This is a genomic window from Pedobacter gandavensis, assembly GCF_032678465.1.
Lineage (GTDB): Bacteria > Bacteroidota > Bacteroidia > Sphingobacteriales > Sphingobacteriaceae > Pedobacter > Pedobacter gandavensis_B.
Genome location: NZ_JAVTSK010000009.1, coordinates 1 through 14,081, shown reverse-complemented (window position 1 = coordinate 14,081; position 14,081 = coordinate 1). Strand labels below are relative to the sequence as shown.

The following is a 14,081-nucleotide window of genomic DNA, read 5'->3' as shown; positions in this document are numbered from 1 at the left end:
TGGAGGTTAATTTGTTAGCCTGCAATACTTATCGTTCCATTCTGTTAACACCTGAATTACCGGAAGCAAGGTAATACCAATTTCTGTGAGTTTATATTCCACTCTAGGAGGAGATTCTGCATAGGCTTTTCTACAAATAATGCCATCCCGTTCCAGTTCCCGGAGCTGTATGGTTAAAGTAGTTTGAGCAATATCGTCCATTTTTCTTTTCAATTCTCCAAATCGGGATACGCAATCATCGGCGATGATTTTTATCAGTAACATCTTCCATTTTCCACCCATAATCTTTAGGGCATTTGTCACCGCACAGTTATTTGTTGAATAATCGTCTTTTTCTGATTTTGTAACCTCCTGGTTATGAACAATGGTATTCTTTTCCATACTAAGTATCGTTTTTTTAACTACTTGCAGGGATTTGTAAGTAGGGACATCTTTGCTGTCGATATGGGGCATATGGCCTTGTTCAATCTTTTAAACTATGATGAATCAAATCGACAACAGGCGGTCTCTATTTATTCTTTCGGCTGCGGCTTTTCTATCCGTACTGGATATTTTTATTGTAAATGTAGCACTTCCAACTATTAAAAAAGACATCCATGCTACAGAGGCAGATATACAAATGGTGATTGCGGGATATTTACTAGGCTATGCTGTGTTTCTGATTACGGCTGCAAGAGTTGGAGATTATTATGGCAAGAAGAAAGTGTATGTGATATCCTTGTTGTGTTTCACATTGGCTTCCTTATTATGTGGCATTGCAGCGACGCCGTTGCAACTTAATATTTCCCGTTCTCTGCAAGGCTTAAGCGCGGCGTTTATGGTACCTCAAAGTTTAGCCTATATTCAGTTGCTGTTCCCTGATCAAAAGGATAGGACAAAAGCATTGGGTGTTTATGGGAGTGTGGCAGGAATTGCATCAGTGCTGGGGCAGTTTTTGGGAGGACTTTTGCCGGAAATTCATTTCTCAAATGTGTTGTTGAGTCATTGGGATGGTTGGAGATTGATTTTCCTGATCAATGTTCCTTTGGGGATTGTGGCTGCTGTGATGGCTTTGTTTCATTTAAAAGAGCATAAGGTTGTGGGGAACAGAAATTTTGACTTTTCTGGTGTGATCCTGAGTAGTCTGGCGCTTTTGTGTCTTATTTATCCATTGATACGGGGAAGGGAACTTGGCTGGCCATTATGGAGCATCGGACTTTTATGTGCTTCCTTTCTGCTGATGTATGGTTTTGTAAAGAATCAACAGGCAAAAATGAATAAGGGCTTGAGTACATTGATTCAAATTCAGCTCTTTCGTATCAAGGATTTTAAGATTGGTTTGTTTATCGCTTTGTTTTATTATATCGCACAGGATTCTTACTTTTTAATTACCGGACTATTCCTGCAGGATGGTTTACACATCAGTTCTTCTGAAACGGGTCTGCTGTTTGTTTTTCAAGGTTTAGGATATGTGATGGGCTCGGTGGTTTCTGTTTTATTGATCAGCAGGTACGGAAAAAAAGTGATTCTGATGGCGGTTTTGCTGATGATGCTGAGTTTGGTTTTACATGTTATTCTTTTCAGCGCAGAAAGTCTGGACCGATATTTTTCTTATCCTTTGCTGCTGATTTATGGGATGGGTTGCGGATCGGTACTGCCATCGATTATGTCGCTGGCCCTGCAACGGATTCCCGCAGATTTAGCAGGTTCAGCTTCCGGGTTATATTCGACGATTCAACAGACTGCAATTGCCTTGGGAGTTGGTCTGACAGGCGGTGTGTTCTTTTCTTTATTAGAAGAACAAAGTAGCAAGGCCATGTTTGTGAATGCTTATATGGGGGCCACGGGATTAAACCTTTTTGCTTTGTCAGCGGTGTTGTTTTTCCTTTATCAGTTTCCTGATCAGGTAAATGAAAGCCGGATGTTAAACCCTGGGAAATAAATCGGGTTCGTTTCTGGAGTGCTGTGGTCGATTACTGAGGGGGTATGCGATCACTAGTCAGCAAGTGCTGTTGCCGAAGAATTGGAAAAACTAATCCTAAAGTATAATGGTCATGGCCTGAGTTCATATAGGTTGAAAGCCTTAAAATGGAGGTTTATGAGAAAAAGAAAAGGGAAATAATCCGAAGACTACTTCCCTTTATCTAAATTAACGCTCTCATATACAAAGACGCTTTTTAAGGAGTTTTATTGTGTACAGTTTATTTTTTTATTCTTCCTTCATCAAAGCAATTGCGTCTACTTCTATCAGCATATCATCTAATGCTAATCTAGGTACAGGAATCAAAGTACTGGCCGGGAAATGGTTGTTCTTCCAGGTCTTGTGCATTTCTTCTGTCCATATGGCTAATTTTTCCTGATTATGGTCTACAATTAATACTGTGATTTTAAGGACATCCTCAGTTTTTAGCTGATATTCCTGAAGTACTGTTTCTAAATTGAGCAAGGCATACTTTACCTGGGTTCTAAAATCTTTCGATAGACTATGTTTTAAATCTTGTCCGCCACTTTGGCCGGATATAAAAACATATCTTCCCGGATCAGGACTACTTGTTGAATGAGCAAAGGCATAGGGAGTAGGGTCGAATAGTGTTTCTGGATTTTTATGAATGATACTGGTCATGTTATTTTTAGTTATAATTGAATTGTTTTTAGTGATCTGACAGGCAGATAATAATAGGATAGATAAAGTAAAGGCGTATTTTACATGTGCTGAAAAATGGTTTGAATTACTCATGGCTACTAAAAAATTAATGAAATTAGAAAGCCCAGGCAGAATGTGAACAGGGAAATTAATAATTTTCTCATGATATATTTGTTTGATATAGCCAGGCAAAGTTAGATGGCCTGATTTTTCAAAACATTTACATATGTTGAGTTTAGGAATGTTTTTTCAACCAGAAAGCCCGAAATTTTTAGATTTCAGGCTTTTTGATCAGTGATCTATGAGAGTCACAAATTATTTAGGGAATTTATTGCTTCCTTAAAATGTTTTTACAAAGTGTAGCGTAGGGTAATGCCATAGGTTCTTGGATCACCAAGTACTCCGGCATATAAACCTGAGTTTCCTGCTGCGGCTTGTAATTGTTCGTAATAGTGTTTATCTGCAATATTTCTACTCCATACAAAAACAGAAAATTTATCCGATTTAAAACCTAATCTGGCGTTTAGTAAGGAATAGCCTTCCACATTTAATACACGGGAAGGTGTTGGGTTTGAGGAATATCCAGATCGGTAACTGGCGTCTACAGCAATAAAATACCGGCCTAGTACACTTGACAAATTACCTGCTGTGCTCAATTCTGTTCCACCTGAAACATTCCATTTAGATATGCCAGGCAATCGTCCGCCTGAGGCGTCTTTAAACGCAACCTGTGTAGCCACACCATTTACTAGTTCTGTATGTCCTGTTTCTTCTAAAGGTAATGGTGCATTGGTGAATTTTACATATTTACCATCCAGGTAAGCCAGGGCAGCATTTAAAGTCCAGAATCTTTTCAGTTGATAAGTTCCATCAATTTCTAAACCTTTCACATTTACCTTTTCTGCATTGGCAAGATAACCTCTGTTTACGCCTAACTGGGGCGACTGCACATTGGTTTGGTAGTCTTTAATGTCTGTATTGAAAGCACTGATGTTGAGCAATGCCCCTTTAAAGGGCTTGGTTTTAATACCTAATTCATAGTGTTGGACGTATTCTGGTTTTACGACTGCCAAAGATAAATCTGCTTCGCCATTGGCGGTAGTTGGCAAACCACCTACATTAACTCCTACGGGTTTGTAGGCAGTAGAGAAGGTTCCGTAGGCATTTAATTTAGTGTCAGGGCGGAAGGAAAGCGTGATGTTACCAGATAAATTGTTGTTGTCTGTACTGGTATTGAATCGTTGGTTGCTATATACCGCAGATTTAAGTGCAAGTAATGCCGCATCTGTAGTTTGTAATCCACCGTAAGTTACCCTGTCGTAATCCACATCTTTTTTATCATAGGTAAACCTCAAGCCAGGTAAAATGTGGAAATGCTCGAGGAACTCCCAATCTACCTGTGCAAAAACAGCAGCACTTAATGATTTGATGGTTGAGTTGGTTTTGATGCCGTATCCATCTAGCAAGCCAGGAGTGGAGTACAATGCCTGGGCTCCGGTATTTGCCGTTTGTACAAATCTCCATTGGTCTTTACCCACCTCCTCAGTTTGTGACAGCCCTTTCAGGTTCTGACCAAGAAGGAACACGCCAAATACACCGCTTACTTTTTCTGTAAGGTTACCCGCATATCTGACCTCTTGTGAATACTGATCATGACGGGAATTTCCCTGAGATTTAGTTAATGCAGATAATTCTGAGAAATCTCTGTCGTTTGTAGGATCCCAGTTCCAGAATCTCCAGGCAGTAGTAGAAGTCAGGGTCCCATTACCGATCTTATAATCCAGGTTTACAGATAATCCACCAATAGATTGGTTGTGTCTCCATGGTGTATTGGTATTGATTTCTCTGGAGAATGGGTCTATTTTGGGTTGCTGATAGCCTAAATCAGACACAATTTTAGCATACTGGCGGTAAGCACTTCTTTCGGTTGTAGTTACCCCTGCAATCACCAATGGGTAACCTGCAGGATGCTGGATACTCACATCTCCACTTAACAATACCTGTAATTTTTCAGAAGGCGTGTAGTATAGCTGACTTTTAAAACCAAGGTTGTTTTGTCCACTGTATTTACGTTCTTCTCTGGTGTTCCATATGGTACCATCTCTTTGGGTTCCAGAGATAGAAAGTCTGGCTGCAAGATTTTTAGCGAGGCCTCCAGTAACTGATGTTTTCGCTTGTATGAAGTTATAATTCCCAGCGCTTAATTCTACTTTTGCGCCTGGTGTCTGACTAGGTTTAGTGGTGGTGATGTTGAATGCACCGGCCGTTGTGTTTTTTCCGAACAATGTACCTTGTGGACCACGTAAAATTTCTATTTGGTCAATGTCAATGAAATCGGTAGAGGTTGCCGCAGGGCGAGCCTGGTAGACACCGTCAACATAAAATCCTACCCCTGGATCGATACCATCATTCGTTAAACCGAATGTAGAGCCTAATCCTCTGATATTAAGGGTGGTATTCCTTGCATTTGAAGCATACAACTGAACAGAAGGAACGAGTTCTTTTAAGCGGTTAACATTAAAGGCTCCTGCATTTTCTGCCGTCTGACCACCGATGACGGTAATGGCGATGGGTACATCCTGAAGGACTTCGGATCTTCTTCTTGAGGTCACCACAATTTCATCCAGCAGTTCGCTTTCGATCAGGATGAGTTCCAGAGGTGTATCCGTTACTTTTATCACCTGGAAATCCTGGGATTTGAAACCAATTGAACTGACCCTAAGGTAAAATGGAAGGTCTTGTTTTGAATCGATACTGAATTTACCATCCTGATCAGCTGTGGTAGAAATATTGGTGCCTCTGATTAACACAGTTGCATGTGGCACAGGCGCACCGTTACTAGTTTTTATAACTCCTTTTATCGCACTTTGTGCAAAAACAAAGTTTGCACTGAGCAGGAATGAAAAGAGTAGAAGTAATTTTGTTTTCATGGTTTTATTATTACGTGGTTTGTTGGTTTTACGCAACCAGTGGTCTGGGTGAATGCGCGTTAATTTTGTTGATGCTGAAGCGTGCTGTATTAAAAAAAATGCAAAGCACTGGCCAGTAGATGGTTTTATCATCTAAAAAAAATGTCAAAAACTATTTAAAGGCTTTTGGATATTTTAAAGTTGCTCAGCGGATGCTGAGGTCAATCAACAACAACAGCAACAACATGCTAAAAGGAGAGGCATTTCCGCTTTAGATGTTTTTTGTTTCATTTTCATAAAATGTGAATCTGTTATCATTGGTTGTAAGTTGTAATCACTGAGTTGGTTATGCAAATATAGTACTCTTTTTGAATAATAAAATAAAATCTATGGATTTTATAGATTTAATTTATAGTCGACTTGAAAAAGTCAGTTTTTAGCAGAATTTAAGGCTTTTCATGGCTAGCAGGAGGACGCTGCAGTGTTGTTAAAAATACTCCTAAAGGGATAAATTACTTAGTCGAATTTTGTTTCGGGGAGCTGAAGAGAGGTACTTAAGATGATTTAAAAAATGATAAAAAAGATGAAAATTAAAATTATAATTTGTCTGTTGGTGCTTAGCGTATGCTATGGATATGGTCAGGATAAAGCAATGCGAACGAAGGAGGAAACGATCAATTACATCAATAAGAAATTGAATGAAGTAAAAGATTATAAAGGTTCAAAACGTGTCTTTATCGACAATTATCTTTCAGTAAGAGATTCAAAAGCGGTCATTAAATGGAGACAAGGTTTTCCTAGCAGTCAGGGGCAGTATTGTGGATCCCAATATTTTGCCATTTCTACTAGGATTTCTGATTTTAATCCGGTTTACATTAATGAAATCAAGGATGGGCCTGAATTCTACAATGGGAATATCGGTTCTTTAGTACTTCATATTCTGCCTAAAACAGGTTTTTTATCCACTTTTGAGGAGCAATGCCAAATAATGAGTGGCTATGATCGTTATGGTAATTTAATTTATAAAACGGTAAAGAGCGATGAAAGCAGAGGTGTAAATGTTGTGCCATCACTTTTCCAATAAGAAAATGTGTTCATCCATTTTCTATTCGTAAGCTTATCAAATTGGAATTAGTAGGACAAATATTTTACATCGCAAATGTGATCAATGAATAATAAAGTAGGCAAAAATCCTCTTCGCGGACCTATTAGGAAATTTTTTAACGCTGAAGAATGATTTTCCAGTTCATCATGATTGTCGCAAAAAATGAAAGGTCTACTGTCAGGCTGGGGCTATATAATAGTGCCACCCTTTTGTTGAAAGTGTTTTTTTATCTCTTCAAATTCTTTTGGGTCAATAGGTTTGGTCGCACAATCTATGATACTTGATTTAAAACCTAAATCTAAGGCATCACTCGCCGTGTAATACACACAAAAATCAGCTGCCAGGCCGCAAACAGCTACAGAGGTAATTCCTCTTCCTTTTAGGTAATCTGCCATGCCTGTCGCCTTCTTTCTGGCATTATCAAAAAAGCCACTGTAACTATCAATTTTTTTGTCCATTCCTTTTCTAAAAATAGCCTCAATGTTATTCGTTGAAAGTTCTGTCACCAGTTCTGCTCCTTTTGTTCCTTGTAGGCAGTGCTCAGGCCATAGAATCTGATTTACGCCATTTAATGATATTTCTTCAAATGGTTTTTTATTTGAATGGGAGGTATAGAAACTCTTATGTCCTATAGGGTGCCAATCCTGGGTAGCCACAACCAGGTCATAGGTGGATTGTAACATGTTGATTGTTTGAATGATTTCATCTCCATTATTTACCCCTAAAGGGCCTCCTGGTAAAAAATCATACTGGACATCGATAATAATCAAAGCATTCATCAATAGGGATTTAATGTTATTTTACAGTAATAATAGTCATTCACCTTTGTTAGACTTTCTACCCAGGCACCTGAATTGACCAGTAAAACCTACTCGCTCAGTCCAACCGCTTTTATTTTAGGAGCCCAATCATCAGTATAGCCCAAACGGATCATAGGGTTATGTTTAGAGGCATGATGATGAGGTGTACCTTTTGTGCAAATGTAAAATTAATTATAATTTGCATGTTGAAACACTACGGAAACCAAGATAGTTCAGCCCTGAAAGTTACTGATCAGTATAGTGTTTTTTGTATTGGTGGGTACAATCTGTAATGAGCATCCATCAAGTTCAGAATAAAATATTAAGCATAATGAACTACAGTAAATTCCTGGAAATTCATGACTAAAGTTATTTCTACCTATAAAATTTTAATGAAAAAATCCATTAACCATGACATTGATGAAGCTTGGGTTGAGTGGGCGAGGGAAATGATGCAAGCTGGTTATGAGTCTGATCAAACTTTCAAGGATCAAGCGGAATTCTTGGGGGGAACGAAAAAAAAATTCATTCTTTTGCATTTGTAACCTAAACTAGAATTTCATTTTGAGTGAAGCCGCAGAAACCCTGATCAGTTTATTATTACCGGAAGGTATCCTTGATTATTTTGAATTAGCGAGAGTAGAGAAAGATGCTAAGATGCTGAACATCTACCTTGAAGAAAAAAATATAGCCCCTGATGGCTATGATAAAAAAGATCTTGAATCCAAGGGATTCTTCCCGGAGGTTGGTATTCAAGATTTCCCTATTCGCGGTCAGAAAGTGGCCTTATGCATAAAAAGAAGGCGTTGGACGGTAAAACACACCGGAGAAATCATCAGTAGAGATTGGGATTTAGTAAGAAAAGGAGCGCGAATGACAACGGAATTCGGTCTTTTTTTAAAAGGAATATTTGGATAATCATCCCATCAGCTGCTATCATTTAGGTCATTACTTTCAGGTGGATGGCAAACAACTCCAAGAACAATATAAGGAACACATCAGTGATTACAATGACTGGGATCAGAAAGATCATGCAGACCAGTGGATGTTGTTTACTAAAAATGTCAGCCCCTATTTAAGTATCGACGAAACAGCCTTATCCAATGGGGAGCTATTTACTATCGTCACCAATAAAGGTGCAAAAGGACGTAAGGGGGCTATTGTTGCCATGATAAAGGGGACAGTGGCCGAAGACATCATTGGTGTACTGAAAAAAATACCAGAACGACTTCGTAAAAAGGTTCAGGAAGTCACTATGGACATGGCTGCAAATATGCAATTGGCCATCAAGAGATGTTTTACCAATGCACATAGGGTTATTGATCGGTTTCATGTCCAAAAACTTGCTTATGATGCAGTTCAGGAATGCAGGATAAAATACCGTTGGGAAGCTTTGGATGCAGAAAATGAAGCCATTAAATTAGCAAAGAAAAACAGAACCATCTTTCGTGGGGAAGTGCTTTGCAATGGAGATACACTTAAACAATTGCTGGCCAGAAGTAGATATTTACTCTTCAAACACCACAGTAAGTGGACCCAGGCTCAGAAGAACCGGGCGGAACTGCTCTTTGAGCGGTATCCAGAGTTAAACAAAGCATATAACTTATCCCTCAGACTAGGCGAAATCTTTAAGTTATGTAAAAGTAAGGAGCAGGCATTTAAACGGCTGGCATTATGGTATAATGATGTAGAAGACTCCTCAATAGAAGCATTCAGAACTGTCTCAAGATCTATACAGGCACATTACTTATCTATTCTAAACTTTTTCACTAATAGATCTACAAACGCATCTGCGGAATCATTCAATGCAAAGGTGAAAGCATTCAGGGCAACTTCCAGGGGAGTTAGGGATGTTAGATTTTTCCTTTTCAGGCTATCTAAAATCTATGCTTGAATCTCATCCCCCCAAGAATTCCGCTTGATCCACTTTCAACTTTATTTGGATAAAGATAAAGAGGATGAAATATTTAGGTAGCGATTAAAACAGAAAACCCTGAGATCTTACGATTTCAGGGTTTCAGTATGGTTTTGATGACCATTTAGCGGAGAGTGGGGGATTCGAACCCGCGGACCCTTTGACAAGTCAACAGTTTTCAAGACTGCCGCAATCGACCACTCTGCCAACTCTCCGTCACAAAAGTACAAACTCCGATTGATTCTGCAAATTAAGAAATAGATAATTTAACGAAAATCAGATAAGCCCTTAAAAATGAGCTAGAATAATTTTCTATTTTCCTGTTTAATCAGGTCTGGAAGCCTGTTTTTTGAATAGGTTGTAGTTAGGACGCAGAATTTTCACGCTTCTTTTTGACAGATCCACACTCGCATTTAGCTCAAAACCGACCAAAAGGATTAAAGAATTTAAATAAAGCCAGATCATCAACACGATTAATGTGCTAATGGAGCCATAGATTTTATTGTAAGAGCTAAAATTATCTATGTAAAAGGAAAATCCCCAAATGGTCAGGAAGGCAAGTATGGTAGCAAGGCAGGAACCTGGACTTAAGAACTTCCATTTCTTCACATGGGATGGACCGTACTTGTAAAGAATAGAAATTGTTACAAAATATAGAATCCCTAATAGCGCCCACCTGGTGAGTTGAACCAGGTAAACAATAAAGGAGCCTTTGATATTTAGTTTATTTAAGATGATCACGCCAATCGTCATTGCAACAATACAGATGATTACGGATAAAGCTATAGTAATTGTTAACAATACGGCGATTAATCGTTGCTTTAACCAGCTACGGTCTTCAATGATCAGGGAAGACTTATTGAAGGCCATCATGAGGCTGTGCACTCCATTTGTAGCGAAAAACAATGATAAGAAGAAACCAAATGATAATAATCCCCCGTTCTGCTTGTTCACGATCTCATTTAGGGTAGCCTCAAAGGCTTTGTAGGCATCAGCCGGTAATATGAGTACGATCAGCTCCATCAGTTGTTTCTGGAAGCCGATACGCTTAGGAATAAAGGGAATCAGCGTAAATAGGAAGATGATGGCCGGAAATAGCGCCAACATAAAGTTATAAGCCAGTGAAGAAGCCTTATTGACTAAGGAGTCCTTCCCAATCTCTTTAAAGAAAAACGTGGCGACGGTATAGAGGGGCAGCGGACTGAAACCAGGAAGTATACATACTTTGGTCCAATCGATAAACAAAGCGTAAATCCTGATTTTTAGTAGTTGCTTATGAACCCACTCCATCTATCAAATTTAATTAAAAAATACCTTTAACTTCTCCATGAAATTCTCAGGAGGGGAGCAAGGTTTGTTTTTTGCCATGTCGACAAACACCAGGGTTGTTTTACCGATATTAATCAGTTCTTCTGCTTCATTAAAGAGTTCGTATACAAAATGTATACGAACGCCTGGAAGCTCGTGAATGGTCGTTTTAATCGTGATTTCCTGATCGTAAAGCGCAGGTTTAATGTATTTACAGTTTAACTCTAAAACCGGCATCATCACGCCGCTGCTTTCCATACCTGCGTAGTCCATGCCCAGACTTCTCAACATTTCTACTCTTGCTACTTCATAATACTCAGCATAATTGCCATAATATACGTAGCCCATTTGGTCCGTCTCCCCGTATCGTACCCTTACTTTAGTACTATGTGTAAACATCCTATTTGAAAATATTACGTTTGTTCAAAGCTTCTCTATATTTTTTCGCGTTGATCTCATGTTCCTGTACCGTAACTGCAAAATTGTGGTAACCAGAGAAATCTTCTTTAGCGCACATATAGATGTAATTGTTATTGTCTTTGTTTAACACTGCATCAATTGCATTGATACTAGGCATCATAATCGGCCCTGGAGGCAAACCCGCATATTTGTAAGTATTGTATTTAGAAGGTACTTGCAATAGCTTATTGGTTACCCTTTTTACCGTAAAATCATCATTAGCGAAGATGACAGTCGGATCAGCCTGTAATAAAATTCCTTTTTTGAGTCGATTCAGGTACAAGCCAGCAATGATGGGCATCTCTTTGTCGTATAAAGCCTCTGCATCTACGATAGAAGCCAGTACTGAAACCTGAGCCGGACTTAAATTTAAAGCAGCAGCCTTCGCTTTACGTTGGTCATTCCAGAATTTATCATATTCTTTCTGCATCTTCTCAAAAAACTCCATCGGGGTAATGTTCCAATACACTTCGTAAGTGTTAGGAATAAACATCGTGTAAATGTTGTCTTTATTGAATCCATATTTTTCAATTAATGCAGCAGAATCCAATACACTGATGAAAGCCAGGGAATCAGCTTCCAGATTTTTTGCAAGGTAACCGGCAAAATCTTCTTTCTTTCTGATGTTTTGGAATTTTAGTTTCACAGGATCTTGATTTCCTGCTTTTAGCATATTGATCAAGGTTCTGTTGTTCATGCCTTTACTTACTTTGTATCTACCTGGTTTCAGGTTTTGAGCAAGGTCCATTTTCGCTGCTGCCTGACTAAATGAGCCAATGTCTGTCAGGATGTTTTTCTTACGGATTTCCTCAAACAGGTCGTCTAAATGACTTCCAGTTCTTACATACATGTATTTTTCATTCCCAGTAATGTTAGGGGCAAAGAACACCTTGTAGAATTTCAAGCCGAAATAACCACCAACAACCAATACGACCAGCAATGCGGCCAATATTACTTTAGTACTTTTCTTAAAGCTTTTCGCGTTTTCGTTTGACATATAATGATCGCAATAATTATTTTTTATTAGACAAGGTAATGTTTACTGGGGTACCGATTTTAACTTTCGTAACAGAATCTGTTAAGAATGGATCCTGCTTAATGATCACCGCATTGGCTGTATCTGTAATCTCTCCTTCATAGAATACATTTCCTAGAGTGAGCATGGCGCCGTTCTTTAAGGCAAAGATGGCTTCATCTTTCGTTAATCCTATCAATGAAGGAATATCTACTTCTTCATTTCCTTTTCCATCACCCAAAACCAAATCAATTCTAGATCCTTTAGGCATTGATTCGCCAGCTTTGATCGGTTGTCCACCAAATAAAGCTTCTAAAACGACGTCTCTTGCCTGATCTGATTTATAGGTAGTATCGCCTAGTTTTAAGCCAAAACTTTCTATTAAAGCTTGCGCTTGTCTAAAAGGTTTGAACTCGATATCAGGGAATTTAACGTTAGGAGCCATGGCTACATTTACCGTTAAATAGATGGTACGGTTGTCTTTTACAAAAGTATTGGCTTCAGGATCCTGGTCGATCACAATACCCGGAGGAGAATCCATTACGAATACCGAATCTACTTCATAACGAAGTCCTAATTGTTCTAACTTGCTGACCGCCTGTGTGAAAGCTAGACCCTTTACTGCAGGTACGTTTAAACCTTGTCCGTGTTTGGTGTAATATCTTAAACTAAAGAAGGCCGTCAGGATGATGACCACCACCGTGATGATTGCGGCAATGATATTGGTTCTAAAGGATTTAGTCTTTAGGTAAGATATGAATTTGCTCATAGGAATTTTCTGTTCATTAAGGTATAAAGCCCAAATTTAGGCTAAAAAAATATTTTATTGGAATTAAAATGACATCTGGGTCAACTAATTTATATTTGTGCTTACAATTGACTTATTACTTTGAATAGGTTTTAACACGCTTAAAAATGAAGAAAACAATAGCATTACTAACCGGTGGTACCACAGGTGAGTGGGTCATATCGGTTAAAAGTGCAGCCACCATCGCCCAAAATCTGGATGCCAGCAAGTTTGATGTTTATAAAATCATGCTTACCCAGCAAGGTTGGTTTTATGAACCGGCAGACTCTGTGAAAATTGAAGTAGACAGAAATGACTTTTCCTTAAATATTAAGGGTAGAAAAGTCACTTTTGATGGGGTATTTATTGCTATTCATGGCTCTCCTGGCGAAGATGGTAAATTACAAGGTTATTTTGATATGCTTAATCTGCCTTATACCACCTGTAATGCGTTAACTTCTGCAATTACCATGAATAAGGGCTATACTAAAGCTATTGTTCAGGGGATTGAAAACCTGCATGTTGCTAAGTCAGTACAGGTCTTTAAAAATGTTGCCTACAATCTTGAGCAGATTAAAAGAGAGCTTAAAATACCTTATTTCGTAAAGCCTAATAACGGGGGAAGTAGTATTGGTATGAGTAAGGTAACACATACTGCAGATTTAGACAAAGCAGTGGAGAAAGCTTTTAAAGAAGATGATCAGTTGCTGATTGAAGAGTTCATTTCCGGAAGGGAATTTACGGTAGGTGTGGTAAAACTGGATGGAAAGTTGGTGGTGCTTCCGGCAACAGAAGTAGAAACTGCAAAGGAGTTTTTTGATTTTGAGGCTAAATATACACCAGGAGTTGCTACGGAAACTACTCCTGCACCCATTAGATTGGAAACTAGAGCTAGAGTTGAGCAGATTGCCAAGGATGTTTATACAAAATTAAACTGCAGTGGCGTAGTTCGCATAGATTTTATCCTGACAGAGGATGAAGGTGACTTTTACTTCATTGAAGTCAATACCATCCCTGGTCAGACGGCCACTAGTTTTATTCCTCAGCAAGTTGCTGCAATGGGGATGAAGCTGAATGACTTTTACACCAAACTGGTTAAAGAAACTATTGGCTAAATTGTAGATTTAATAATTTTTTATAAAATAAAGAGGCCGTCTTAA

Annotated in this window: 14 protein-coding genes and 1 tRNA gene; 6 read left to right on the top strand and 9 right to left on the bottom strand. The window is 38.7% G+C overall.

Annotated elements, in window-relative coordinates; all coding sequences use genetic code 11:
• Positions 1 to 6: 6 nt before the first annotated feature.
• A complete protein-coding gene (locus R2Q94_RS16265; RefSeq protein ID WP_316822523.1) occupies positions 7 to 453 on the bottom strand; it encodes a helix-turn-helix domain-containing protein in 447 nt (148 codons plus the stop codon).
• Positions 454 to 478: 25 nt separating this feature from the next.
• Between R2Q94_RS16265 and R2Q94_RS16260 the strand changes: the two genes are divergently transcribed.
• Positions 479 to 1,921 (top strand): MFS transporter, encoded by a 1,443-nt coding sequence (locus R2Q94_RS16260; protein WP_316822522.1) that lies wholly within the window; start codon positions 479 to 481, stop codon positions 1,919 to 1,921.
• A gap of 267 nt (positions 1,922 to 2,188) precedes the next feature.
• Here R2Q94_RS16260 and R2Q94_RS16255 read toward each other — a convergent pair whose 3' ends face one another.
• Together R2Q94_RS16255 and R2Q94_RS16250 are read right to left on the bottom strand one after the other, a co-directional pair.
• Entirely contained in the window at positions 2,189 to 2,716 is a 528-nt protein-coding gene (locus R2Q94_RS16255; RefSeq protein ID WP_316822521.1) for a RidA family protein, read from the bottom strand.
• Positions 2,717 to 2,973: 257 nt separating this feature from the next.
• Positions 2,974 to 5,553 (bottom strand): TonB-dependent receptor, encoded by a 2,580-nt coding sequence (locus tag R2Q94_RS16250; protein ID WP_316822520.1) that lies wholly within the window; start codon positions 5,551 to 5,553, stop codon positions 2,974 to 2,976.
• A 562-nt stretch (positions 5,554 to 6,115) separates the two neighbouring features.
• Here R2Q94_RS16250 and R2Q94_RS16245 point away from each other — a divergent pair.
• Positions 6,116 to 6,616, top strand: coding sequence for a hypothetical protein (locus tag R2Q94_RS16245; RefSeq protein ID WP_316822519.1), 501 nt, complete (start codon positions 6,116 to 6,118; stop codon positions 6,614 to 6,616).
• A 209-nt stretch (positions 6,617 to 6,825) separates the two neighbouring features.
• Here R2Q94_RS16245 and pncA read toward each other — a convergent pair whose 3' ends face one another.
• Positions 6,826 to 7,416, bottom strand: a complete 591-nt coding sequence (gene pncA, locus R2Q94_RS16240) for a bifunctional nicotinamidase/pyrazinamidase (RefSeq protein WP_316822518.1) — start codon at positions 7,414 to 7,416, stop codon at positions 6,826 to 6,828.
• Between the two features lie 380 nt (positions 7,417 to 7,796).
• Here pncA and R2Q94_RS16235 point away from each other — a divergent pair, with 380 nt between their 5' ends.
• Genes R2Q94_RS16235 through R2Q94_RS16225 form a run of 3 tightly spaced genes read left to right on the top strand, consistent with a single transcriptional unit; the run spans position 7,797 to position 9,331 of the window.
• Positions 7,797 to 7,982, top strand: a complete 186-nt coding sequence (locus tag R2Q94_RS16235) for a hypothetical protein (RefSeq protein WP_316822517.1) — start codon at positions 7,797 to 7,799, stop codon at positions 7,980 to 7,982.
• Positions 7,983 to 8,001: 19 nt separating this feature from the next.
• A complete protein-coding gene (locus tag R2Q94_RS16230; protein ID WP_316822516.1) occupies positions 8,002 to 8,355 on the top strand; it encodes a transposase in 354 nt (117 codons plus the stop codon).
• The gene (locus R2Q94_RS16225) at positions 8,348 to 9,331 is read left to right on the top strand and encodes an ISL3 family transposase (RefSeq protein ID WP_410478560.1); all 984 of its coding nucleotides are present in this window, start codon (positions 8,348 to 8,350) and stop codon (positions 9,329 to 9,331) included. Before R2Q94_RS16230 ends, R2Q94_RS16225 begins: the two co-directional genes overlap by 8 nt.
• A 149-nt stretch (positions 9,332 to 9,480) precedes the next feature.
• Here the strand turns inward: R2Q94_RS16225 and R2Q94_RS16220 are convergent.
• The 5 genes from R2Q94_RS16220 to R2Q94_RS16200 form a co-directional block, all read right to left on the bottom strand.
• Positions 9,481 to 9,567, bottom strand: a tRNA-Ser gene (locus tag R2Q94_RS16220).
• A gap of 109 nt (positions 9,568 to 9,676) precedes the next feature.
• The gene (locus R2Q94_RS16215) at positions 9,677 to 10,642 is read right to left on the bottom strand and encodes a YihY/virulence factor BrkB family protein (RefSeq protein ID WP_316822515.1); all 966 of its coding nucleotides are present in this window, start codon (positions 10,640 to 10,642) and stop codon (positions 9,677 to 9,679) included.
• 9 nt (positions 10,643 to 10,651) lie between these two features.
• Positions 10,652 to 11,059 carry a thioesterase family protein gene (locus tag R2Q94_RS16210; protein WP_316822514.1) on the bottom strand — a complete coding sequence of 136 codons (408 nt, stop codon included), beginning with the start codon at positions 11,057 to 11,059 and terminating at the stop codon, positions 10,652 to 10,654.
• 1 nt (position 11,060) lies between these two features.
• Positions 11,061 to 12,116, bottom strand: a complete 1,056-nt coding sequence (gene mltG, locus R2Q94_RS16205; protein ID WP_316822513.1) for an endolytic transglycosylase MltG — start codon at positions 12,114 to 12,116, stop codon at positions 11,061 to 11,063.
• Between the two features lie 16 nt (positions 12,117 to 12,132).
• A complete protein-coding gene (locus R2Q94_RS16200) occupies positions 12,133 to 12,903 on the bottom strand; it encodes a PASTA domain-containing protein (RefSeq protein WP_316822512.1) in 771 nt (256 codons plus the stop codon).
• A gap of 146 nt (positions 12,904 to 13,049) precedes the next feature.
• Between R2Q94_RS16200 and R2Q94_RS16195 the strand changes: the two genes are divergently transcribed.
• Positions 13,050 to 14,036: a D-alanine--D-alanine ligase gene (locus R2Q94_RS16195; protein ID WP_316822511.1), complete on the top strand. Its 987-nt coding sequence runs from the start codon at positions 13,050 to 13,052 to the stop codon at positions 14,034 to 14,036.
• The last annotated feature ends 45 nt before the right edge of the window (positions 14,037 to 14,081 follow it).